This window comes from Nocardia sp. CA-151230, from assembly GCF_050942175.1.
Classification (GTDB): Bacteria; Actinomycetota; Actinomycetes; order Mycobacteriales; family Mycobacteriaceae; genus Nocardia.
Genome location: NZ_CP192061.1, coordinates 1,792,641 through 1,816,696, shown reverse-complemented (window position 1 = coordinate 1,816,696; position 24,056 = coordinate 1,792,641). Strand labels below are relative to the sequence as shown.

At 69.7% G+C, this 24,056-nt stretch carries 18 protein-coding genes; 6 read left to right on the top strand and 12 right to left on the bottom strand.

The genetic code is table 11. The annotated features are described in order from the left end of the window. Positions 1-35 precede the first annotated feature (35 nt). Positions 36-1,574 (top strand): glycerol-3-phosphate dehydrogenase/oxidase, encoded by a 1,539-nt coding sequence (locus ACQP1O_RS08055; RefSeq protein WP_433565219.1) that lies wholly within the window; start codon positions 36-38, stop codon positions 1,572-1,574. 146 nt (positions 1,575-1,720) lie between these two features. Here the strand turns inward: ACQP1O_RS08055 and ACQP1O_RS08050 are convergent, their stop codons facing one another. Beyond that, the gene (locus ACQP1O_RS08050) at positions 1,721-2,131 is read right to left on the bottom strand and encodes a hypothetical protein (RefSeq protein ID WP_433565218.1); all 411 of its coding nucleotides are present in this window, start codon (positions 2,129-2,131) and stop codon (positions 1,721-1,723) included. Positions 2,132-2,337: 206 nt separating this feature from the next. On the opposite strand from ACQP1O_RS08050, the gene ACQP1O_RS08045 reads away from it, so the two are divergent. Further along, entirely contained in the window at positions 2,338-3,507 is a 1,170-nt protein-coding gene (locus tag ACQP1O_RS08045) for an FHA domain-containing protein (RefSeq protein ID WP_433565217.1), read from the top strand. 45 nt (positions 3,508-3,552) lie between these two features. On the opposite strand, the gene ACQP1O_RS08040 is transcribed toward ACQP1O_RS08045, so the two are convergent. From ACQP1O_RS08040 to ACQP1O_RS08025, 4 genes are all read right to left on the bottom strand, one after another. Next, positions 3,553-6,645 carry an FAD-dependent oxidoreductase gene (locus ACQP1O_RS08040; RefSeq protein ID WP_433565216.1) on the bottom strand — a complete coding sequence of 1,031 codons (3,093 nt, stop codon included), beginning with the start codon at positions 6,643-6,645 and terminating at the stop codon, positions 3,553-3,555. 97 nt (positions 6,646-6,742) lie between these two features. After that, complete coding sequence (locus ACQP1O_RS08035; protein ID WP_433565215.1) at positions 6,743-9,061, bottom strand: protein kinase domain-containing protein; 2,319 nt, start codon at positions 9,059-9,061, stop codon at positions 6,743-6,745. Next, positions 9,058-10,767: a hypothetical protein gene (locus ACQP1O_RS08030; protein ID WP_433565214.1), complete on the bottom strand. Its 1,710-nt coding sequence runs from the start codon at positions 10,765-10,767 to the stop codon at positions 9,058-9,060. The genes ACQP1O_RS08035 and ACQP1O_RS08030 overlap by 4 nt, the downstream gene beginning before the upstream one ends. Further along, positions 10,764-12,092, bottom strand: a complete 1,329-nt coding sequence (locus ACQP1O_RS08025; RefSeq protein ID WP_433565213.1) for a hypothetical protein — start codon at positions 12,090-12,092, stop codon at positions 10,764-10,766. Before ACQP1O_RS08025 ends, ACQP1O_RS08030 begins: the two co-directional genes overlap by 4 nt. A 290-nt stretch (positions 12,093-12,382) precedes the next feature. On the opposite strand from ACQP1O_RS08025, the gene ACQP1O_RS08020 reads away from it, so the two are divergent. The 4 genes from ACQP1O_RS08020 to ACQP1O_RS08005 all read left to right on the top strand — a co-directional run bounded on the left by ACQP1O_RS08020 (position 12,383) and on the right by ACQP1O_RS08005 (position 16,566). Beyond that, positions 12,383-14,686 (top strand): FdhF/YdeP family oxidoreductase, encoded by a 2,304-nt coding sequence (locus ACQP1O_RS08020; protein ID WP_433565212.1) that lies wholly within the window; start codon positions 12,383-12,385, stop codon positions 14,684-14,686. Beyond that, positions 14,683-15,495, top strand: a complete 813-nt coding sequence (gene fdhD, locus ACQP1O_RS08015; RefSeq protein WP_433565211.1) for a formate dehydrogenase accessory sulfurtransferase FdhD — start codon at positions 14,683-14,685, stop codon at positions 15,493-15,495. The genes ACQP1O_RS08020 and fdhD overlap by 4 nt, the downstream gene beginning before the upstream one ends. Before the next feature lie 101 nt (positions 15,496-15,596). Beyond that, positions 15,597-15,968 carry a nuclear transport factor 2 family protein gene (locus ACQP1O_RS08010; RefSeq protein ID WP_433565210.1) on the top strand — a complete coding sequence of 124 codons (372 nt, stop codon included), beginning with the start codon at positions 15,597-15,599 and terminating at the stop codon, positions 15,966-15,968. A 73-nt stretch (positions 15,969-16,041) separates the two neighbouring features. Next, the gene (locus tag ACQP1O_RS08005) at positions 16,042-16,566 is read left to right on the top strand and encodes a hypothetical protein (protein WP_433565209.1); all 525 of its coding nucleotides are present in this window, start codon (positions 16,042-16,044) and stop codon (positions 16,564-16,566) included. A gap of 612 nt (positions 16,567-17,178) precedes the next feature. Here ACQP1O_RS08005 and clpX read toward each other — a convergent pair. The 7 genes from clpX to ACQP1O_RS07970 all read right to left on the bottom strand — a co-directional run bounded on the left by clpX (position 17,179) and on the right by ACQP1O_RS07970 (position 23,894). Then, the gene (clpX, locus tag ACQP1O_RS08000) at positions 17,179-18,459 is read right to left on the bottom strand and encodes an ATP-dependent Clp protease ATP-binding subunit ClpX (RefSeq protein ID WP_433565208.1); all 1,281 of its coding nucleotides are present in this window, start codon (positions 18,457-18,459) and stop codon (positions 17,179-17,181) included. Positions 18,460-18,786: 327 nt separating this feature from the next. Further along, entirely contained in the window at positions 18,787-19,461 is a 675-nt protein-coding gene (locus ACQP1O_RS07995; RefSeq protein ID WP_354834779.1) for an ATP-dependent Clp protease proteolytic subunit, read from the bottom strand. A 37-nt stretch (positions 19,462-19,498) separates the two neighbouring features. After that, complete coding sequence (locus ACQP1O_RS07990; protein ID WP_402767297.1) at positions 19,499-20,089, bottom strand: ATP-dependent Clp protease proteolytic subunit; 591 nt, start codon at positions 20,087-20,089, stop codon at positions 19,499-19,501. A gap of 230 nt (positions 20,090-20,319) precedes the next feature. Then, positions 20,320-21,723, bottom strand: a complete 1,404-nt coding sequence (gene tig, locus ACQP1O_RS07985) for a trigger factor (protein ID WP_433565207.1) — start codon at positions 21,721-21,723, stop codon at positions 20,320-20,322. 163 nt (positions 21,724-21,886) lie between these two features. Further along, a complete protein-coding gene (locus ACQP1O_RS07980; RefSeq protein WP_433565206.1) occupies positions 21,887-22,456 on the bottom strand; it encodes an FKBP-type peptidyl-prolyl cis-trans isomerase in 570 nt (189 codons plus the stop codon). Between the two features lie 56 nt (positions 22,457-22,512). Further along, a complete protein-coding gene (locus tag ACQP1O_RS07975; protein WP_433565205.1) occupies positions 22,513-22,677 on the bottom strand; it encodes a hypothetical protein in 165 nt (54 codons plus the stop codon). A gap of 26 nt (positions 22,678-22,703) precedes the next feature. Beyond that, positions 22,704-23,894: a DUF7373 family lipoprotein gene (locus tag ACQP1O_RS07970; protein WP_433565204.1), complete on the bottom strand. Its 1,191-nt coding sequence runs from the start codon at positions 23,892-23,894 to the stop codon at positions 22,704-22,706. Positions 23,895-24,056 lie beyond the last annotated feature (162 nt).

Sequence of the window (24,056 nt, the reverse complement as noted above, 5' to 3'; positions counted from 1 at the left end):
ACAACCGACAGCGGCACTGATCGAAAGGCCCTCCCATGACTTCGAATACGGCTCGGCCCGACTCGTCGCTCAACGCGGCACGGCGGCGGCGAGAGCTGTCGGCACTCGGTGACGACGCGACCATCGACGTGCTGGTGATCGGTGGCGGCATCACCGGTGTGGGTGTGGCGCTGGACGCCGCCGCGCGCGGGTTGCGGACGGTGCTGGTGGAGAAGCACGACTTCGCGTTCGGCACCAGCCGCTGGAGTTCCAAGCTGGTGCACGGCGGACTGCGGTATCTGGCCAGCGGCGGGGTCGGGATCGCGCACGAGAGCGCGGTCGAGCGTGACATCCTGCTCACCCGCACCGCGCCGCATCTGACCCGGGCGCTGCCGCAGGTGGTGCCGCTGCTGCCGAATATCGGTGCGGCACAGAAGCTGCTGGTGCGGACCGGCTTCCTGGCCGGGGACGTACTGCGCCGGACGGCGGGGACGTCGGCGTCGGTGCTGCCGCGGTCGCGGCGGGTGGCGGCGGCCGAGGCGCTGCGGCTGGCTCCGACGGTGCGCCGGGCCGGGCTGCGAGGCGGACTGCTGGCCTGGGACGGGCAACTGGTGGACGATGCGCGGCTGGTGGTGGCCATCGCCCGCACGGCCGCCCGGGAGGGCGCGACGGTGCTCACCCGGGTCGAGGCCACGCAGGTCACCGGCGATCGGGCCACGCTCACCGATACCCTGACCGGTGAAACCCTGGAGGTGACAGCGCGTTCGGTCGTGAACGCCACCGGGGTGTGGGCCGATCAGGTGGATCCGAGCATCGAACTGCGGCCCTCGCGCGGCACGCACCTGGTGTTCGACGCCACCGCGTTCGGTGGTCTCACCGCCTCGCTGACCGTGCCGATTCCGGGCAGCACCAGTCGTTTCGTCTTCGCGTTCCCGGCCGCGCACAACCGGGTGTATCTGGGTCTCACCGACGAGGAGGCGCCGGGCCCGGTGCCGGACGTCCCGCACGCCACCGACGGCGAGATCGACTTCCTGCTCGACACCGTGAACACGGTGCTGCGGGAGCCGTTACGCCGCAGCGATATTCGTGGCAGCTTCGCGGGCCTGCGGCCGCTGCTCCGCACCGGCGACGACAGCACCGCCGACATCTCGCGCGAGCACGCCGTGCTCACCTCCCCCACCGGCGTCGTCACCGTGGTGGGCGGCAAGCTCACGACCTACCGGAAGATGGCCGAGGACGCCGTGGACGCCGCGGTCGCACACGCGCACCTGGCCGCCGCCCCGTGCCGCACCCGCAGCCTGCCCCTGGTGGGCGCGGTGTCCGGCGCGGCCCGCGATGCCATCCAGGCCCCGCCGCGTCTGGTCGAGCGCTACGGCAGCGAGGCGGCCACCGTGCTCGCGCTGGCCGACCAGCATCCGAGCTTGACGACGGAGGTGGCACCCGGCATGGATGTCACCGCTGCCGAATTCGCTTTCGCCGTCGCGCATGAGGGCGCTCTCGACACCGCCGACCTGCTCGACCGCCGGACTCGCATCGGCCTCGTCGCTGCGGATCGGCAGGCGGCCGAGCCCGCCGCAAAGGCGGCCTTCGAGTAGCGGCTGGTCTCCAACGCCGGACATCGAATAGTCGACGACACCGGAAATCGACTGGTCGACAACACGGGACGGCGGCTGGTTCACCACACGGAAGGCAGTCGGTTCACCACTCCGGATAGCGGTTGGTTGACGGAACCCGACGGTCTCTAGTTGGCGACGCCGCAGCCGGAGCCGGTCGGCAGGCCGGTGCCGACCTGGACATCGACGTACGGGAAGACGTCCTGCCAGTCGGGGCGGTGTTGCCAGACCTGCAAGCGGTGCGGTCCGGCCGTGACGGGCGTCCACCGGGTCTGGGCCAGCGCGCCGGAGGGAGTGGCGTAGGCGAAGGGAACCCCGTTGTCGTAGAAGACGACCGGGGTGACCGGGTCGTCCACGATGCCGTCGATGGCGTAGCTGCAGCCGGTGCCGTAGTTGGTGGCCGAGCCGAAGCTGATTCCCGGGTCGATGCCGACCCGGGTCGCGGTCGCACCGGCGGGCGCGGCCAGTCCGGCGATGGTCGCGAACGTGGCGCAGCCGATCGCGGCGGCGGTGATGGTCCTGATGATCGTGCCCCTCATGGTTCGGTCCTCATCGGTGACGCCGGAGCCGTATGCACCGGCACGATGCCTCGATCCTCGCGCCCGGATCCCGGCCATGGGCGGCATTCCCGCAAACCGGTGGACGCGTGTCGCCGGGCGCCCCGTCGGATCGGTCGTATGCCCGGGCCGCGGAACGGTCCTATGCTTGGCTGCGATGTTGTGAGCGCCGGGAGAGGGAGGCGCGGATGGGTCGGATTCCGACGACGGTCGGGTTGGTACCCGGGGCAGGACTGGTCGCGCGGTTCGGGAATGTGGTCATTTTCCTGCACGGTGAAAGTCCGTCCACGGAACGGATTATCGGTGCGGTGGAGACCGCGGCGAGCGCCGCGGATCCCGGTGTGGCGATCGCGCAGCGGCTGGCGGCGACGGTGTTCACCAGCAGTTCCACCCAGCCACCGGCCTTCGGGGTGGTCGCGCCGACCGCGGGCGGGATCCTGATCCTGCTGCGCGGCGCGGTGACGGCCGCGGTCGACGGGCCCGAGGGCGCCCGCCTGCTGTCCGGGGAACGCGCCATGACCTGGGCCGACGAAATCGTGCGCGCTCCGATCCGGCGGCTCACCGTGGTCGCCGACGGCGCGGGCAACGAACTGCCACACACCGATCTGCGGGCCGGAGTCGTGGTGGGCGGCGGTTTCGTCCTGCACGCCCCGGTCTCGGGACTGACCGCCCCGCACACCGGTGAGACCCCGCCGCAGGTTTCCCCGATTCCGCCGGAACCCGCGGCCGAACCCGTGAATCCCCGCAATGCCGCCACGACTCCGGCGCCGGGTTCGCGGCTCGCGGGTGACTCCGGTTCTGATCAGCCCGCGCCGGCGCTCGACAAGCGGGTGCGGATCGAGGCACAGGCCGACTCCGGACCCGATTCCGGCCCTCCGGCCAGGCGAAAGGATCGCCCAGCCCCGGAGGATCAACCGCCGACGGCGGCGTACAGCCCGGGCGCCGAAGACATCGGTGAGCCCGGAACCCGCGCCGCCGGGCCGCAGCCGCCCGCGACCTCTGCCATGGCCGCCGCGGGCGGGGCGCTCACCAGTACCGAGGGCGCGGTGTATCCACTGGATCGGCCGTATGTGATCGGGCGGGATCCGATGATCGACGAGGCGGTGCGGCGGGCGGTGGCCTCGCCCATCGTGATCGCGCGGGATCGGCACGTGTCTCGGGTGCACGCGCGGGTTTTCGTCGAGAACGGCCTGGTGTACGTGCGGGATGCGGGGACGCCGGGCGGGACCTTCGTGGCGGCTCCCGGTGCGGCGGACTGGGTTCGGGTGGGGCAGCGGCCGACGGAGTTGAAGGCGGGGTGGAGTCTGCGTATCGGCGAGCGGGTTCTCACCTATCGCACGGCGCAGGCGGCCCAGTAGGTCGCAGTGCCGACCAGGTGGCTACTGCGCAGACGACATCCCGCGCTACTGCATTGCGGACCAGTCGCCTCGCTGCAGGGCGTGCCGGGCGGCCCCGGGTATCGCCTTCCGGGCGCGGACGGCCTGCTGGGCGGCGGCCACATCGGTGGGGTGATGGCCGAGCACGATCGCCCCGACAGCGCGGTCACCGGATATGACCAGGCGCCGATAGGAACGCCGGGGTGATTCGTCCACCACGATCACCTCGTCGCGCTGTCCCGGCTCGACCTGCCCGATGCTGAACAGCTCCAAGCCGACTCCCTTGAGGATGGTGGCGGGCGTCTCCGCCGTCAGCACCTGATCGCCGCCGAGCGCATTCACCGCTGCGGCCTGCGCCTGTTCGGCGGCGATGGGCCACAGGCCGAGCACGCGCTCGCGATGTTCGGCCACGTCTCCGGCCGCGTACACATGCGGCGCGGAGGTGCGCATGCGGTCGTCCACGAGAATGCCCCGCCGGACCGGGATTCCGGCGCGGGCGGCCAGGTCGGTATTGGGCCGGATGCCGGTGGCGGTGAGGAATACCTCGCACGGCAGGACCGTCCCGTCCTTCAGAACCACGGACCGGACCGGATCGGAGTCCCGGCCGGGCCCGCGCGGACTGCCGGGTGCGACCGCTCTGGAATCGGCTGTCAGCGCGGCGGTCTCGGCCCGGTGCCGGACCTCGATCCCGGCCCGGGTGAAGTGGTCCAGCACGATGGCCGACGCCCGCGGATCGAGCTGCTTGCCGAGCAGCCGCGGCCCGCGTTCCAGCACGGTGACCCGTAATCCCAACTGGTGCAGGGCATATGCGGCCTCGAGACCGAGCAGACCGCCGCCCGCGACCACGGCGCGGACGCAGGACCGCTGCTGGGCGTAGGCACGGATGGTCATGGCGTCTCCCGCCTCGCGGAGCACGAAGCTGCCGGGCCGGTGCAGTCCGGCGATCTCGGGCAGCGCAGCGGACGCACCCGTCGCGAGGATGAGTCGGTCGTAGGGTAGGACATCGCCGGTGCCGAGGTGGACCCGCTGCGACCGCGGATCCAGATGTGTGGCAAGGGTATTGAGCCACGGCGTGATGCGGTGGTCCTCGTACCACTGTTCGGGCAGCAGGTGCAGGCCCTGCATGGCGGACCGGCCGGGTATCAGGCGGGAGATGCCCATGCGGTTGTAGAAATCGTGGGATTCCCGGCCGACCAGGTGGATTTCGCAGTCGGGGTGGCCGCGGCGCAGGAAGTCGGCGGCGGTGACGCCCGCGATGCCGGTGCCGATGACGACCAGGCTCATCAGGGAGCGGTCGAAGCGGACGGGGCGGTCGCCAGTGCCGCGCCCGGGCTCGGGGGTGAGCGAGACCCGGACGCCGCCGGCGTTCACCCGCGCGCAGCAGGCCATCCGGGTGTTGTCGGCGAATCCCAACCGGCGCAGGGTGTTCCGTTCATCGCCCGTTGGTTCGCAGAGCTTCTCGCCGCCCTCGAGGACGGCGACCGGATCCGCTCCGCACACGCCCATGCGGCAGCCCGACTCCAGTGGCAGATTCGCCTTCTCGGCGAGGTCGAGCAGGCTCACGCCGAGTTCGGCAGCCACGGTCAGGCCGTCGAAGTCCACCGCGGCCGCCGGGGTCGCGGCATTGCCGTCGCCGGTGCGCGGGCGTGGGAAGGGCAGCAGGACGAGTTCGGTGCGGGCGCCGGTGCTCAGCGCGTACTGGAGCTCGCTGACCCGGGTGCGGGCCAGGAACAGCAGGGTCGCCGCCAGCACGAAAAAGCTGATCGGCCAGCGCAACCAGGCCACACCACCGACACCGGTGAGCGTGGTGAACGAGCCGAGCAGCACCGGTCCCGCGAACCAGTAGAAGCCGTTGAGGGCCACCACCGCGTACACCGCCGACAGCATGGCCGGGCTCACGCCGGTCAGCGCCTCGACGGCGAAGTACACGCCCACCGCGACCAGCAGGGCGAGGCCGAGCGCCAGATACCGTTGCGGCACCGGCACTCCCGGATATCCGGCCAGCACCATGAACCCGAGCACGAATCCGGGCAGTGCGGCGGCGAACAGTTTGCGCGGTGCGCTCCAGCCACGATCCGGATCGGCCATATCGGCCTGGTAGGCGGCGCGCGGCTTGAAGTCGAAGCAGTTCTTGGCGCAGCCCACGCACGGGCGGCAGTGATTGTTGGCGATGGTGACGAACGGCGTCTGCCCGTAGGCGCGCTGCAGCGGGAACAGCGGGCAGATGCTGCTGCACCAGCCGCTCTTGCCCTTGAACACGACACCCCCGGTGAATGCGGCCAGCAGAACCGCGGACAGCACGAGGCCCGTGGCGATGCCGCTGCGATCCAGGCCCGCGAGGCGCGATCCGGCGATGCCGAAGAACAGGGCGACCGCGATCAGATAGCCGCGCTGCTGTAGCCACGCCGGCGGCGTGAGCGCGCGGGTGAAGCGGAACAGCCGCGGCAGCTGATTGGTGGCGGCCAGCGGACAGGTGTTGCGCCACAGGCCCGGTGCGAGGAGGAACAGTCCGGGCAGCAGCGGGACGACGATCTTGAAGAAGACGAACAGCCCGCCCGCGGGCCGCACGAACAGCGTGACGATGAGCGCCAGGTAGGCGGTGATGCTCAGGAAGCGCACCGTCTGCCAGACCGGCAGCGGTATCCGGCTCGGCAGTTCGGTGAAGGCGGGGAACAGGTTTCGCTCGCCGGTCGGGTCGAGGCCGAGGATCCGGTTGGCGAGGGCCACCCAGCGCGCGGGCGTCGGCTCGCCGCCGGGCGGGCGGGGTATCGCGCCCGACGGCCCGAGCACGGTCTCCGAGGGGTCGTGCTCGTCCGGTTCGCCGGTCGGGGTGTGCAGCACCAGGATCTCGCTGCGGCCCAGGCGCACCACGTCACCTGTGACGAGTTCCCGCCGACCGATCAGGGCCACGCCGTTGACGGTGGTGCCGTTGCGGCTGCCCAGGTCGACCACGGACAGGGCCGTCGGGGTGGGCACCAGCCGCAGGTGCTGCCGCGAGACCCCGCCGTCGGCCAGCACCTCGTGACTGCCGTCGCGCCCGAAGACGATGGGCCCGTCCAGCAGGCGCCGCCGCGCAGGCCGTCCCCACTCCCGGATTTCGATGACCGGCCGCCCCGCCATGTTCCCGCCCCTTCCCCGGCGCAGTCGTCGATCTCGCTGCGCTCGTGCGTATATCGCCGGAATCCCGGTTCACCATTACCGTCGCGCTGCCTCGAGGTCAGGCGCGCTCCCGCAGCAGTTGCACCCGCAGATAGCGGTTCCGCTTGCCGACCCGACGGCAGCCGACGGCCAGAGCCAGTCCGGCCGCGACACCGCCTGCGGCGCACACGACCACGCCGGGCAGGGTGGGTTCGCGGCCGAGCAGTACCCACGCCGCCCCGGCCGCCGCGATCCCGAGCAGTCCTGTACTGATGGCCAGCCCGACGGTCGCGGCGAAGCGGGCACTGCCGCGCCGCAGCGTGCGGGCGTTCGATTCGGCGTACGCGGCGGCGAAAAGTAGGAGCAGCAGGATTCCGACGGCCGTCGCGGTGGTCGTGGCCCGCTGCCGCGTCCGCACCCCGAACCGATAGATGGCGGTCTCGGAACCCGCACGGGACAGCGACAATTCACCGGTCAGCCGGCCCGCGAGCACGTACTGGTTCACCGGCGCGGACAACTCCCCCGACCCACCGGGCAAAGCCGCGCCCTGTCCCCCCGCCCGCACACCCAGCACATCCACCGACAGCTTCGCCTCATCCGCGTCCGCCCCGCTGACAGAGATCGGCACCGGCTTGGACAGATCGAGATCTACAACCCCCGACGCGGGATCCACCCCGCCGATCCGAATCATCCCCGCAGGCGGCACATTCCGCCCCGGCTCACCCACCCCGAACACCGCAGCCACCCCGGTCACCACCACCACCAACGCCGCCGCCAGCAACGGCACCCGAGGCGACGGCAGCGTGACCACCCGCTGCACCGGCACCAGCTCCGCCCGATCCACCTCCGCCGGCCGCGCCCCACCACGCCGAATCGGCTCGCGCGGCCGAATCCGCTCCATCGTCGCAGTCGCCCCCGGCCCGAAACCTCCGCCCGGCCAGGGACCTCCGCTCGGCGAGGAGGCTCGACCCGGTCCGGAGCCTCTGCCCGGTCGAGAGCCGCTTCCGTGCGCGAATCCGGCTGGGCCACTGCCCAACCCGTGTCCGGCGGGCATCCCGGCTCCACCCTGTCCCCGGGGCGCAGCGGGCCCGCCGTGCGAGGCGGGTCCTGGCACGCCTCGGTCGGCTCGCCGTGTCGGTTCCGAGCGGGGGTCGGCGAGTGGCGGCGCAGCGCTACCCTGCCCCGTGCTCGGGCTCGAGGGCGATCCGTACGGTGTGGCGGACCCGCCGGGTGTGCGGCGAAGCTCTTCCCGCGACACCGAATCGGCGGTGGGCGCGTTCGGCGGGTGATGCGGGCGAATCGGTTGCGGCGGAGGCGTTATCGGCCCGGAGCCGCTGTCGAGGGTCACCGCGCCGGGCGGCGGGGCCATCGCGCCGGGCGGCGGGGTGTAGGGATCGTGCAGGCCGGGTCTCGGAGGTGGGGTCTGCGGAGTGAAGGGACCGGGGGTGCGCGGGCCGCGGGCGCTGCCGGTGGCGGCGGCCACGATGGTGTCCGCACCGATGACCGGGATACCCACGGGGGTGAGCCAATTCGCGCCCCAGAAGTAGGCGGCGGGCTCGGCGATGGCGACGCCGAAGGTTTCGGCGGTGTCGTAGCGGTCGGCGGGGTCGGAGGCCAGGCCGCGCATGACCGCCTCGGCGATGGGCTGGGGGACGAACGGGGCCACCTCGGTCAGGGGGATCGGGTCGCCGTAGGCGTGGGCGAACAGCAGGGACAGGGCGTCGGGGCCGGGCGGGAAGGGCAGCACGCCGGAGAGCAGCTGGTAGAGCATCGTGGCCAGGGCATAGACGTCCGTCGCGGGCGAAAGCCCTTGGCCGCGTATCTGTTCCGGCGCGATATAGGAGGGCGTGCCGATGATCTCGCCCGCCCGCGTCACCAGCGTGTCCGCGCCGCCGACGATCTTGGCGATCCCGAAATCCGTCAGCTTGAGCGCGCCATTGGCCGCGAACATGAGGTTGGACGGCTTCACATCCCGATGCAGGATGCCGCTGCGATGCGCGGCGTCGAGCCCGGCCGCGCACGACAGCGCCACCGCCACCGCTGCGGTCGCCTCGAATCCCGCTGTGATGAAACGGTTCTCGACGGTACCGCCGGGCAGGTACTCCAGCACCAGCAAGCACAGGTCGTCGTGCTCGATGTAGTCGTAGACCGGCACCACGTGCGGGTGGTCGAGTCCCGCCATCATCCGCGCCTCGTCGACGAACCGCCGCCGCACCTGCATATCGCCGGCGAACTGGGGCGGAATCTGCTTGATGGCGACCCGCCGGTGCAAGCCGCGATGCACGCCGGCCAGCACCACCCCGCAGCCGCCGCGCCCGATCTGCCCGCCGACCTCGTACCCCGGCAGCGCCGCCCGCACCCGGGCCAGCTCGGCGTTGCCGGTATTCGCCACGCTCATCGTCCCGCACCCCCCGGTCGGAAGCCCGGTCCGCCGGGCCCGCTGCGCAGTGTCGGCTCGTCCCCCGGATCCGCCTGGCCTCCCGGTCCCGGATTGTCCTTTCCACCGCTGGGATCCCGCCCGATCGTCGTCTCCCCGAGCCCGGCCCCGGACCGCGGCCGCTGCACCCCGCCGGGATATCCGACCGTCGAATCATCGACGCCCGCGGCCGAATACCGGAATCCTTCGCCGCCCGGTCCGCTGACCGTCGGCAGCCCGACCGACCCCGTGGCATGGGGACCGGTTCCGGCCTGCGTCCCGGGCAGACTCCCCGATCCCGGCGAATCCGTTGCCGCAGTAGCACTTTCAGCGGTGTCGGGCTGCATGGCCGACGCCAGCGGCCCACCGCCCGGATACCTGCCGCCCCCGATTCCCGGACCCGCGATCCGGGTCGTCTCACCGCTCGGATAGCCGCCGGGAATCGGGCCGGAAGCGGGTCCGCCGAAGACCCGCATCGCGCCCGGGGCCCCACCGGCGCCGACCTGTGTCGCAGCCTCGCCCGGACCCCGCCCGCCGGCCGGGTGATACGGCACGAACTCCGTTGCGCCGGAGTCTGATTGAGCACGCATATCCAGGTCCGGGTAGGTGCCGCCCGGGATTCCCACCGCACCGAGGTCGCGGAAGGTGCCGCCATAGGGCGGATTGGGGCCTGCCGCGGCGGCATTGGCATCGAGTTCCTTCGCGGCGGCGAGATCTTCGGGGTCGAGGCCGAGATCGTCGGACTGCCGCGGGGTTGGCGAGAGGTACCCGGCCACGAAGAACAGGGCGGCGGTGGCACCCGCCAGGGCGAGCCACAGGGCGGTGCCGGGAACCCACCAGCGCGCCACCGAACCGGTGAACCCGATCATCAGGCCGATGCCGAGACCGGGCGCGAGCAGGCGCAGGCCGCGCTGCCAGCGATTGACCGAGAGGCGGTGGCGCGCAACGGTCAGGGCCGCGTCGACAATGGCCAGCGCGGTCAGGACCGCGATGATGATTCCGAACAGCCCGTACACCGATGCGAGCGAACCGCGCACATCGACGACGGTGTGCACCGCGGTGAGCGGCTTGCCGTCCGCGCCGATGAGCGTGAGGTCGGAGCCGATGAGCCCGGTCGCCTGCCCGTCCAGCCCGGCCGGATCCAACCGGTACGTGAGCTTCTCGGTCTTGCCCGCCGCGACCGTCAATTCGACTGTCGTGGAATACGAATAGAAGTTCAGGCCGAGCACGTGCCCGGCGAGATCGACCCGCCGGACCGATACCGGATTCGCGGTCCCATTGGTCACCTCGACGACGACCTGCGCCACCCGCTTCGGATCCAGGCGCACCGGATTCCCCGCATCGGCACCGGCAATGGCCCGGCCGTCGAGGGTCGCGGTCGCGCTCACCCCGGCGGCGGCGCGAGCGGGTCCGGCCACGAAGACGACCGCCGCGACCACGAGCGCGACCATGAGCAGGGCGCCGACCACGGTCCCGCCGATCGCCCGGTAGCCGCGGGCACGAGTGACCGGTCCGGACCTGTGCGATTCACTCTCGCCGCCAACAGGTTCGGCGTGTCGCTCGGCGGCCTGCCGGCCGTCGTCCCAGCCGGTATCGAGTTCCCACCGGACGCATCGGTCACTCGCGCACCGGAATTCCGGCAAGCTGGGCGGCTGCACCTGGTGCGGCGCGGGCGTACCACTGGTCATCGGGGCCTCCGTGCCGGGAGATGGGAGATCAGGCGGTGGCCGTAGAACCACCCGCCGACGAGCAGGAAGAACAGCAGCACCGTCATCGTCGCCGCGCCGCCGCCGACCTGGCTGACCAGCACGATGTCCAAGGGCGCGGCCAGCTTTCGCCCGCACTCGGCGGTCACCTCGTGCTGGCCGATATCGGTGCCGCCGGTGGCGAGGGTGGCCTCGAAGCCGCCGTCGGCCCGAGCCGTGGTGTCGGCGGCGGTGGTCCCGCCGATCGACAGCTTCACGGCCGCACCTGGATCGCAGCCGGCGCCGCTGGCCTGCACCGGCGCCCCGGGCGCCACCGCGGGCGGCTCGAGGGAAAGTCCGGAGGTCTGGGCGGGAACGGGAGTGGTCGAGGCGGGCGGCTTGGCTTCCGAACTCGGCGGAACCGGCGCGGTGGTGGTCGGCGGCGGCGCGGCGGTCGTCAGCACCGGCGTGGTCGGCACCGGATTGGGTTGCGGCTGCGGCTGATTCCCGCCCGGCGTGGTGCCAGGAGGTATGACGGCAGTGACGCAAGTCCCGTTCGCGGGCTTGACCGAACCGTCCGGGCAATACTGCGGCTGTGCCGACGGGCACACCCCACTGGCGGGTTTCACCGAACCGTCCGGGCAGTACTGCGGCTGCGCGGACGGACAGACTCCGCTCGCGGGTTTTACCGAACCATCCGGGCAATACTGCGCCTGCGCAGACGGGCACACCCCACTGGAGGGTTTCACCGAACCGTCGGGACAGTACTGTGGCTGCGCCGACGGGCACACGCCACTCGCAGGCTTCACCGAACCATCCGGGCAGTACTGCGGCTGGGCCGACGGACAGACCCCGCTCGCAGGCTTCACCGAACCATCCGGGCAATACCGCGGCTGGGCCGAGGGACAGACTCCACTCGCAGGCTCGAGCGAGCCATCCGGACAGTACTGGGGCTGAGCCGAGGGACACACCCCGCTGGCGGGTTTCACCGAACCGTCCGGGCAGTACTGCGGCTGGGTGCAGGTGGTCCGGCCGCAACCGGTGCCGCCGCCGCTGTCGCACGAGTCGCCGCACTGGCCGCCGGGATTCGTCTTGCCGTTGCCGTGGTTGGGCGGGCCGTCGTGGGTGCCGGTGCAATCGGTGTAGGTGCAGTCGTTGCCCGGCGGCTGGGTGGTGACCGGTGGCGGATTCACCGTGGTGGGAGGAACTTTCACCGGTGCGCGCTCCTGCGGCGCCGGGACGGAGACGGTGGTGAGCGGAACGGGCTGGGTGACACCCGGATTCGCCCAGCCGATGCCGGTCGGCAGCACGAGCGTGATGGCTGCCACGAACAGCAGGACAAGGTGTAGGGTCCGGGGTGAAAGTCTCACCGCGCGGGCCAGTTTCGCATGCCGGTCCCCACCGGCACGCCGAGCAGAATGCGCACAGTTCTTCATTCGGCGTGACCTCGCTTGTTCGATGGTAAGGCCATCCACGCCCCCGCCGCCCTGTCTATCGCGGTGCTGATCACGCGCGTTCACACCTGCGACCGACCAGTCCGCAAGCTCGCGCGTTTCGCGACCTACGATGCGGGTACCGACTGGGACGCCCCACCGCGCCGGAGAGGACAATCGGGACCATGCATCGTGCCGCGCCGAAGAGCGATATCGACGAGTCCGCGCTGACCGTCACCGCACCGAAGACCGAGGCCGCGGGCGTCAAGGCGGTCACCGTCGCACTGGAGCGCGCCGTCGAGGAGATGGGTGTGGTGCGCACCGCGCGCACGCTGGCGCGGGTGAATCAACGGCACGGATTCGACTGTCCGGGCTGCGCCTGGCCGGAACCGACCGGTCGGCGTCGCCCCGCGGAGTTCTGCGAGAACGGCGCCAAGGCCGTCGCCGAGGAGGCGACCCTACGCACCGTCACCCCCGCGTTCTTCGCCCAGCACTCCCTCGAGGACCTGGCCGGCAAGTCCGGCTACTGGCTCGGCCAACAGGGCCGCCTCACCCACCCGATGGTGCTGCGCGAGGGCGACACCCACTACTCCCCGATCGGCTGGGACGAGGCCTACCGCCTCATCGCCGGCACCCTGCGCAGCCTGGACTCCCCCGACGAGGCCGTCTTCTACACCTCCGGCCGCACCGCCAACGAGACCGCGTTCCTCTACCAGTTGCTGGTCCGCAGCTTCGGCACCAACAACCTGCCCGACTGCTCCAACATGTGCCACGAATCCTCGGGCACCGCGCTCACCGGCTCGATCGGCATCGGCAAGGGCTCGGTCACCATCGACGACTTCTCCAAGGCCGACCTCATCATCGTGGCCGGCCAGAACCCCGGCACCAACCATCCGCGCATGCTGTCCGCGCTCGGCGAGGCGAAGGCGCACGGGGCCACCGTGATCGCGGTCAACCCGCTGCCGGAGACCGGGCTCATCGGCTTCAAGGACCCGCAGACCGTCAAGGGCTTCACCGGCGGCATCACCATCGCCGACGATCTTCTGCAGATCCGCCTCGGCGGCGATATGGCCCTGTTCCAGGGCCTGGCCAAGCTGCTGTTCGAGGCCGAGGACCGGGCGCCCGGCACGGTCGTGGACCGCGCCTTCGTCGATACGCACACCGCGAGCTTCGCCGAATACGAAAAGCACATGCGCGCGGTCGATCTCGGCATCGTCGAGCAGGCCACCGGCCTCAGCCGCGCAGACCTGGACCGCACCGCGAAGCTGCTGGCCGAATCGAAGGCCACCATCGTCTGCTGGGCCATGGGCCTCACCCAGCAGGTGCACGGCGTCGCCACCATCGAGGAGGCCACCAATCTGCTGTTGCTGCGCGGCATGATCGGCAAGCCCGGCGCGGGCGTGTGCCCGGTACGCGGCCACTCCAACGTCCAGGGCGACCGCACCATGGGCATCTGGGAGAAGATGCCCGACGCCTTCCTCGACGCCCTGGACCGCGAATTCGGCATCATCAGCCCGCGTGAACACGGCTGGGACACCGTCAATGCCATCCGGGCCATGCGCGACGGCCGCGGCACGGTGTTCTTCGGCATGGGCGGCAACTTCGTCTCCGCCACCCCCGACACCGAGGTCACCGAGGCCGCACTGCGCAATTGCGCACTGACCGTGCAGGTGTCGACCAAACTCAACCGCAGCCACGTGGTGCACGGGCGCACCGCCCTGATCCTGCCCACCCTGGGCCGCACCGACACGGACCTGCAGGACGGTGTGCGCCAGCAGGTTTCGGTCGAGGACTCGATGTCCATGGTGCACCTGTCCACCGGCCGACTGGACCCGGTGAGCGACCAGCTGCGCAGCGAGGTCGCCATCGTGTGCGAGCTGGCCGAGGCCGTGTTCGGTCCGGGACACTCCGTGCCGTGGAGCGAGTTCCGGCGCGACTACGACAAGATCCGCGACGCCATCGCCCGGGTGGTACCCGGCTGCACCGACTACAACCGGAGAGTGCGCGGCCGCAACGGCTTCCAGCTCCCACACCCGCCTCGCGACGCCCGCGAATTCCGGACCGCCACCGGCAAGGCCAATTTCGCGGTCAACGACCTGCACTGGCTGCCGGTCCCCGAGGGCCGGCTCATCCTGCAGACCCTGCGCAGCCACGACCAGTACAACACCACCATCTACGGCCTGGACGACCGCTACCGCGGCATCCACAACGGGCGGCGCGTGGTGCTGGTCCATCCGGAGGACATCGCCGCCCTCGGCTTCGCCGAGGACGATCTGGTGGATGTCATCTCCGAGTTCGACGACGGCACCGAGCGCAGCGTCACCGGCTTCCGCTTGGTCGCCTACCCGACCCCGCGCGGCAATGCCGCCGCCTACTACCCCGAGACCAACCCCCTGATTCCGCTGGACCACGTCGCCCGGCGCTCCAATACACCCGTCTCCAAGGCGGTCACCATCCGCCTGGAACGCCACACCCACACGGTCGCATGAGCAGGGTCACCGCGCGCCGCCGCACCCTGCGCATCTCCCCCAGCGGCACCGTCACCCGGCCCGACACCCTGGCCGTGGAGGAACCGCTCGAAATCCGCACGGGCGGGCAGTCGCTGACGATCACCATGCGCACCCCCGGCGCGGATATCGACCTCGTGCACGGCTTCCTGTACGCCGAGGGCATCATCGACACGGCCGAGGACATCGTCAGCGCCCGCTACTGCGCCGGCACCGACGAGAACGGGCAGAACACCTACAACGTGCTGGACATTCAGCTCCGGACCCCGGTCCCGGTGCAGCCCAGGCCCTTCCTGACCAACAGTTCCTGCGGATTGTGCGGCAAGACCGCCCTCGACGAGGTGCGCACCCGGATCCGGCACGCCATGCCCGCGGATTCACCCCGCGTCGACGTGCACACCCTCGCCAAGCTGCCCGACGAACTGCGCTCCCGCCAGCAGGTTTTCGACGCCACCGGCGGGCTGCACGCGGCGGGCCTGTTCACCCCCGAGGGCGAGGCGCTGGCCGTGCGCGAGGACATCGGCCGCCACAATGCCGTGGACAAGCTGGTCGGCTGGGCGATCCGCGAAAACCGCCTCCCCGCACACGATCTCGTCCTCATGGTCAGCGGGCGCGCCTCCTTCGAGCTGGTGCAGAAGGCCATCATGGCGGGCATCCCGGTCATGGGCGCGGTGTCGGCCCCCAGCTCGCTGGCCGTGGATCTCGCCGCCGACGCCGGCCTCACCCTGGTCGGCTTCCTACGCGGCGAAACCATGAATGTGTACACCGGCGAGGACCGTCTGGCGATGTGATCGCCGCCCGTTCCACAGGGTGAGGCAGCGGGGTTCTTCTGCACGTTCCGGCTGTTACGCTCCGCAATAGAACACGTTTCAATTCTTGATGGGAGTCATCCATGGCAGCGCAGCCCCGCGATGTGGTCGAGCAGTACGTGAAGCTGGTGGCCACCGGGCCCACGTCGGCGATCGTGGACCTGTACGCCGAGGACGCGGTGATCGAGGATCCGATCGGGACGCCGGAGCGCCGCGGCCACGAGGCCATCGGCGAGCTCTACAAGGCCCTGGAGAATCTCGACCGCGAGACCGAACTGCACACCGTCAAGGTGGCGGGCAACAAGGTGGCGGCGTCCTTCACCCTCGTCACCGTGTCCAACGGGCACCGCATGACCCTCTCGCCCATCGACGTGATGGAGCTGAACGACGAGGGCAAGATCATCAGCATGAAGGCCTACTGGGGTCCGGACGACATGAAGATGGAGCAGATCTGACCCACGGGGTTGTCCCCTCCCGCTCCCCGAATTACGGTGTCAGCACAGTGATTCGGCGAGGGCGGGAGGGCCTGTGCGGATCTCGTTGCGCGGCACCGGTGACGGGGTGCGGGTCAGCATGCGGCTGGAGATCAACCGGCGGCGCTGGATCGCCCTGCTCATCATGCTCGGCGTGCTCACCGCCACGGGGGTGATCACCGGCCTGTGGGCCGTCGTGGCGCCCGAATCGTTCTACACCAGCTTCCCCGGATTCGGCCTGCACTGGGTGCGCGCCGACGGTCCGTACAACCATCACCTGGCCGGTGACGTGGGGGCCTTCTTCCTGGCCCTGGGCGCCATCTCCGGCGCCGCGCTCTACTACCGCGACAGTGTCATCGCCCGCGTCGCCGGGCTGGGGTGGCTGGTCTTCGGCGTGCCACATGTCATCTACCACGCCTTCCACCGCCCGGAGACGCTGACCGGACTCAACTTCACCCTCGAACTGCTGGCGGCACTGGCCATGCCCGCCCTCGGCCTGGCCATTCTGATCGTTGCTCCGCGCGAGCGTTTCCCGGTCCCCGAGCCCGCCCCCTTCACCTTCAAATTCCCCCGCCGCTGACCCGCCGCGACATTCTCTTTCCCGATGCCGATGAAATCGGGGACGTCACCCCGTCGTAACAGGTGACCCGACCACAGCGATTTCTGGAGTAACGGAGTAACGGAGTAAAGGTTCAACGGCGAACCGCGGGGGATCAACGGTGATCCTCGCAACGGGCGCGATCGGCTCCACCGACCGTCACCGACTCCAACGGCACAAGGACAATCAACAGGGGTCGATCACCCGGACTTGACAGCGAATTCCTGGCGCATTCGCAAGTCTCGTATCAGCGGTGACAAGGACACAATCGTAGGCTTCAGCAGCGGCTACGGAGGCCGCGTCGTCCGCAGTCAGGTTGTCACGGGGTTCCCGCATACGCGGTACGAGGACTCTCGTCAAAGGGACTTCCGGATCGAGCCACTCCAGTGCCGCAACGGCCTGACCAGCCCGCTCTCACGCGCTCCTTCGCGAGCACGACCAACCGGTCTCTCATAGCTTCTCGGGTACATCAACGAATCTGCAAGGCGACCGTGCATGCGAATCTGCATGCACGCGTACAGCGCCGGCGCCCAGACAGCAAGAAACCGGCTCCGCGAGAGGGATTCTCGCGGAGCCGGTGTCATTGGGTTCAGGTCAGGCCGACTTCTCGCGGCGCTCCTGGGCCTGGCGCTTGCGCGGGACGATCGTCGGGAGGACGTTGTCGTTCACCGTGTCGGCATTGACGACCACCTTGGCGACATCGTCGCGGCTGGGGATGTCGTACATGACCGGGAGGAGCACCTCCTCCATGATGGCGCGCAGGCCGCGGGCGCCGGTGCCGCGCAGGATCGCCTGATCCGCAACGGCTTCCAGGGCGTCCTGGGTGAACTCCAGATCCACGCCGTCCATTTCGAACAGGCGCACGTACTGCTTCACCAGGGCGTTCTTCGGCTCGCCGAGGATGCGGACCAGCGAGTCCTTGTCCAAGTTGGTGACCGAGGCGACGACGGGGAGGCGGCCGATGAACTCGGGGATCAGACCGAACTTGATCAGATCCTCGGGCATCACGTCGGCGAAGTGGTCGGCGGTGTCGATCTCGGCCTTGGACCGGACCTCCGCGCCGAAACCGATGCCGCGCTTGCCGACTCGATCCTGGACGATCTTCTCCAGACCGGCGAACGCACCCGCCACGATGAACAGCACATTGGTGGTGTCGATCTGGATGAATTCCTGGTGCGGGTGCTTGCGGCCGCCCTGCGGCGGCACCGACGCCTGCGTGCCCTCCAGGATCTTCAGCAGCGCCTGCTGTACGCCCTCACCGGATACGTCACGCGTGATGGACGGGTTCTCCGACTTGCGAGCGATCTTGTCGACCTCGTCGATGTAGATGATGCCGGTCTCGGCGCGCTTCACGTCGTAGTCGGCGGCCTGGATCAGCTTCAGCAGGATGTTCTCGACATCCTCGCCGACATAGCCGGCCTCGGTGAGCGCGGTGGCGTCCGCGATGGCGAACGGCACGTTCAGCATCTTGGCCAGCGTCTGCGCCAGATAGGTCTTGCCACAGCCCGTCGGGCCGAGCATGAGAATGTTGGACTTGGCCAGCTCGACCGGTTCGCCCCGGGAGTCGCGGCCCTTGTCGCCGGCCTGAATCCGCTTGTAGTGGTTGTAGACCGCCACTGCGAGGGTTCGTTTCGCGGCGTCCTGCCCGATCACGTACTGCTCCAGGAAATCCCGGATTTCCGCGGGTTTGGGCAATTCGTCGAGCTTGACCTCGCTGGATTCGGCGAGCTCTTCCTCGATGATCTCATTGCAGAGGTCGATGCACTCGTCGCAGATGTACACCCCCGGTCCCGCAATGAGCTTCTTGACCTGCTTCTGGCTCTTTCCGCAGAAAGAGCACTTCAACAGATCGCCGCCATCACCGATGCGCGCCATCTCCTGGGTCCCTACTTCCTTGTCCGCGTGCAACCGTCTGTCCCCGGCTGCCGGCGAGCTGCCTTCTTCGAGCGTAAGCCGTGACCCCTGAGTTTGCGGATCCGGCAATTCGGCTGTGTGTATCCACGGTGCGCGTTACAAGCACCTGTGTTGGATGCAGAGGCAGAGCCGACAACCACGAGCAAAGGTCCCTAGAGTGACCGTACCCGCTTCGGCTGACCGAGGTCGACAACTTGGGCACGTTTCTCGCCGGACATGTGCGTGGGCTCACCCCTGCTGGGGTGGCGGGGACGCCTGGGACACACAGAACCCCGCCACCCGCCCAGCTCACTTCTGGGCGCTGAGCTTGCGGTACTGGAAAACCTGGTCGACGATGCCGTACTCCTGCGCCTCGTCGGCGGTCAGGATCTTGTCCCGGTCGGTGTCCTTGCGGATGGTGTCCGCGTCCTTGCCGGTGTGGCGCGCCAGCGTGGTCTCCATGAGGCGACGCATGCGCTCGATCTCGGCGGCCTGGATCTCGAGGTCGGAGACCTGGCCCTGGATGCCGCCCGAGGTGGACGGCTGGTGGATCAGGACGCGGGCGTTGGGCAGCGCGGCACGCTTGCCGGGGGCGCCGGCGGCGAGCAGCACGGCCGCGGCCGAGGCGGCCTGGCCCAGGCAGACGGTGGCGACGTCGGCGCGCACGTACTGCATGGTGTCGTAGATGGCCATCAGCGCGGTGAAGGAACCACCGGGCGAGTTGATGTACATGGTGATGTCGCGGTCCGGGTCCATCGACTCGAGCACCAGCAGCTGGGCCATGATGTCGTTGGCCGAGACATCGTCAACCTGGTTGCCCAGGAAGATGATCCGCTCCTCGAAGAGCTTGTTGTACGGGTCCGAGACCTTCTGGCCGAAGCTGGTCTGCTCGGTGAACTGCGGCAGGATGTAGCGCGACTGAGGCAGGTTACCGGCGGCAGCGAAGGTGATGCCCGCGGCCCGCGGATCGATCATGTTGGACATACGCGTCACTCCAAAGTCTGTGTGATGGGCTGCGGAACTATTTGCTGCTGCTGCCGTTCGCCTGGCTCGCGTGGGTGATCACGTGGTCGATGAACCCGTAGTCGAGCGCCTCGGCGGCCGTGAACCAGCGGTCGCGGTCGGCGTCGGCGGTCACCTGCTCGACGGACTTGCCGGTGTGCAGCGACTGCAGCTCGTTGAGTTCCCGCTTGGTGTAGGCGAACTGCTCGGCCTGGATGGCGATGTCCGCGGCGGAACCGCCCAGACCGGCGGAGGGCTGGTGCATCATGATCCGCGCGTGCGGCAGTGCGTACCGCTTGCCCTTGGCGCCGGCGGCGAGCAGGAACTGGCCCATGGAGGCGGCCAGGCCCATGCCATACGTCGCGACGTCGCATTCGGCGAACTGCATGGTGTCGTAGATGGCCATGCCCGCCGTCACCGAACCGCCCGGGGAGTTGATGTACAGCGAGATGTCCTTCGTCGGGTCCTCGGCCGACAGCAGCAGGATCTGCGCGCACAGCTTGTTGGCGATGTCGTCGTCGACCTGAGTGCCCAGGAAGATGATGCGCTCGCGCAGCAGGCGCTCGTACACCGAATCACTGAGGTTCAGACCAGCAGTCGCGGATGTCATGCGCACCCCTGCCTGATGAATTGTCACGGATACCTGCCCTCTCTCAACGGCTCGGTTAACAAGCCCCTACTGATTCGCTGACACAAACCCTAACGAAGCAGGGCGGCACCGAACTCCCGGTACCGCCCTGCTTCGCTCACAGCGCAAACTTACGTCAACACCTCACGTTCCCGCGTCCGGGGTTCTCGGGGTGTCACCCGAGACCCCGGACACCGGGGCGTCGGCATCTATTACTCGGCCTCGGCCTCGGCGGCCTCGGTCGCGTCGGCGACGGTGGCGAGCTCCTCGGCGGAAACCTCCTCGGCCTCCGCGGCCGGGTTGCCGAACATCTCGGCGGTGTCCACGACGTTGCCGGCGGTGTCGGTGACGGCGGCCTGGACCACGACACCGGCGAGAGCCTTGCCGCGGCGCACGTCGGCGAAGACCGCGCCCAGCTGACCGGCCTGCTGGATCTGCTGGATGAACTGATCGGGCGACATGCCGTAGCGCTGCGCCTGGAAGATGATCCGCTCGTACAGCTCGTCCTGGCCGACCTGGGTGTTCTCGGCCTCGGCGACCGCGTCCAGCAGCAGCTGGGTCTTGACCGACTTCTCGGCGGCTTCCTTGGTGTCCTTCTTGAACTCCTCGAGGGAGGAGCCCTGGGCCTCGAGGGCCTCGGCCAGCTTGGCCTCGTCGTGGTCGAAGCCGTGGACGGCGTCGTGCTCGACGGCGTCGACCTCGGCCTTGACGACACCCTCCGGCAGCGGGATCTCGACGGTCTCGAGCAGCTGCTCGAGCACCTTGTCGCGGATCTCGCCGGCCTGCTGGACCTTCTTGACGCGCTCGACGCGGGTCTTCAGGTCTTCCTTCAGCTCGTCGATGGTGTCGAATTCGCTTGCCAGCTGGGCGAACTCGTCGTCGGCCTCGGGCAGCTCGCGCTCCTTGACCGACTGTACGGTCACGGTGATGACGGCTTCCTTGTCGGCGTGCTCACCGGCGACCAGTTTGGAGGTGAAGTCCTTGGACTCGCCCTCCTTCAGGCCGATCAGGGCCTCGTCCAGGCCCTCGATGAGCTGGCCGGAGCCGACCTCGTGGGACAGGCCGGTGGTGGAGGCCTCCTCGACGGTCTCGCCGTCGACGGTGGCGGACAGGTCGATGGAGACGAAGTCACCGTTCTCGATGGCGCGCTCGACCGACTTCAGGGTGCCGAAGCGCTGACGCAGCGACTGCAGCTGCTCGTCGATGTCCTCGTCGGTGATCTCGATCGGGTCGACCGAGACGGCGATGGAGGAGAACTCCGGCAGGGTGATCTCCGGGCGGATGTCGACCTCGGCGGTGAAGGCCAGCTCCTCTCCGTCCTCGATCTTGGTGATCTCGATTTCCGGCTGGCCGATGACCTTGGCCTCGGTGGCGATGACAGCCTCGCTGTAGCGCTTGGGCAGCACGTCGTTGACGACCTGCTCCAGCACGGCGCCGCGGCCGATACGGGCCTCGAGAAGCTTGGCCGGCGCCTTGCCCGGACGGAAGCCCGGGATCCGGACCTGCTGCGCGAGAGCCTTGTACGCGCGATCGAAGTCCGGCTTCAGCTCCTCGAAGGGCACCTCGACATTGATGCGGACCCGAGTCGGGCTCAGCTGCTCGACGGTGCTCTTCACGGACATGCTCCTTGTTCGTAGTTCATGGTTGACGTCTAGGTTCCCCCCGAACGCATCCCGACCAGGTTAGTTGACGGCCCCTCGGGCCGTGTAACCGGTCGCTCCACGGGGCATCGCGACGCCGGTCGGTCGACCGGCGTCGCGATGGTGCCCGCGGGTTCTCTCAGCTACCGACCTTGACGGCGTCGGTGACGAAGACCAGCGTCTCGTACGGTTTCATGCCGCGGCCGCCCGCGCCGTAGCCCAGGTCCGGCGGGACGATGAGCAGCCGGCGCGCGCCCTGCTGGACGCCGACCAGGCCCTGGTCCCAGCCCTTGATGACCTTGCCCGCGCCGAGCGGCAGCTCGAAGGGCTCGCCGCGGGTGAAAGAACTGTCGAGGACCTTCTTGTCCGACCAGGTGACCAGCGTGTAGTTCATGGTCAGCTCGTCCCCGGCCTTGGCGGCGGGGCCGCTGCCCGCGACCAGGTCCTTGACGATGAGCTGCTTGGGCGGGTCGCAGTCGTCCGGGATGGTGATCTTGGGAGCCTGGCCGAAGCCGCCGTCGACCTTGATGTCGTCGGCGGTGCACTCGCGGCCCTTGCTCTGGGTCGTGGTGGCGGCGGCCGCGCTGGTCGTGACCTTGGCCGTGGTGGTCGACGCCGCCTTGTTGTCACTGCTGCTACCGCAACCCGCGGCCAGCACCGTGGCGGCCGCGACCGCTCCGATCACACCGACCTTGCCCACCAAGCGCATTCCCGCTCCTGTCCGTCAGTCCGGATTGCCGCACGGATTGCGACGCCGCGCCGAACCTACACGCCGGGATCGGTCTTCGCCGGGGAGGGCGCGGCCGAGAGTGTCTCCACCGCCGCGGCGACGGCCGGGCGCAGATCGTCGAGGGTGCGGTCGGCGCCCAGGATCATCCGGCGCAATTGCGGCACGGCCAGGGTCCAGCCGACCAGGCCGAGGGTGAACAAAAGCAGGTTGCGGGTGATTCGCGTGGTCAGCGATCGGTGACCAGCAGCGCGTACTGTGCCGCGGCCATCCGGTGGACGAGTTGCTCGGTCGGGGCGGAGACCTGCGCCAGGTAGCGGCCGTCCAGGACCAGGCAGGTGTATTCGCCTTCGCGCGCTGCGGGATTCGAGCCGGGAACCCGCAGGCACACCGCGTCCGGGACGCCGTCCGGCGGGGTCGCGACGGACCCGTCGGCGCTGGGCTCGGACAGTCGGTTCAGGGCGTGCCGGGCGGCCACTGCGTCGGGGAAGCGCAGCAGCCGAGCCGAATCGGTGACGGCGATGCTCTCGACCGGGATGCGAGCGTCCGCGCCGGACCTGTTGACCCACAGATCGGCGAGGACGGGGCCGTAGACGATGCCGCGTGCGCTGCGGTGTCCGCCCCAACCGGCGATGGGTTGCTGCACGTCGTGAAAGAGCTCGGGATAGGGCCAGTTCCCGGGGTCGGCGGGCAGCAGGCGGCTCAGCATGCCGCCGGGATCCAGTGGGAGCGCGGACAGTTCCTCGGCCGGTGTCGGCGTGAAGGCGTCCAGCTTCGGCAGTTCGGCGTCGAAGGTGGCCTCGGCCAGGTTCTTCAGGGCCGCCCGATCCGTGGCCGGATGGGTGACGAACAAAGTCACCACGAACGGGCCGTGCGCGAGGGTGACCGCCATCGTCGGCACATAGGTGCGCCAATGACCGTGTGTCGCAAAGTATTCGGCGAACGGTACGACGACATTGTCGTGGTTGACGTCGAAATCGCGCCCATCGATCTCGCGGGCCGCGTCGATGGCCGCCATATTGTCCCGCATGCGCAGGACGGTGAGGCGCACCGAACGGGCCGTGCCGATCTCCGGGATGCCGGTCGGATCGTCGGTGCCGCCGATGCTGAATCCGGCCAGCATGCCGTGTGCGGCCAGGGTGGCGCGGGTGGCGTCGGCGAGGATACCGACGGCGTCCTCCGGTGTCGGCACCGGAATGGCCGAGGTCTGCGCCAGGGCCGGATCGACGGCGCGCGGCACGACGACGGCGTCCGCCATCCGCACCGATTCCATCAGCCGCCCATAGGTTTCCCCGGCCCCCCGCGGCGCGACGAGCGGCCGCCCGCTGTAGCCGCCGAGATCCAGTGCCCCCACTTGCGGCGTCGCCGCCCGTGGTGCCCCGGTGATCGCGCAGGCACTGACCAGCGCCGCGACCGCCACGAGCGATCCAGCGTGAACACGCCGACGGGTCGAATCGAATCGGTGCATGCCGCCACCGCCTGTCGCACAGCTCCCCGCCCGGGTCCCGGCTCTCCGATCACGGTGAGCCCGACCGGCGTTTCGTCGCGGCCCCTCGGATCGCCCACGAAAACCTCCCCCGGA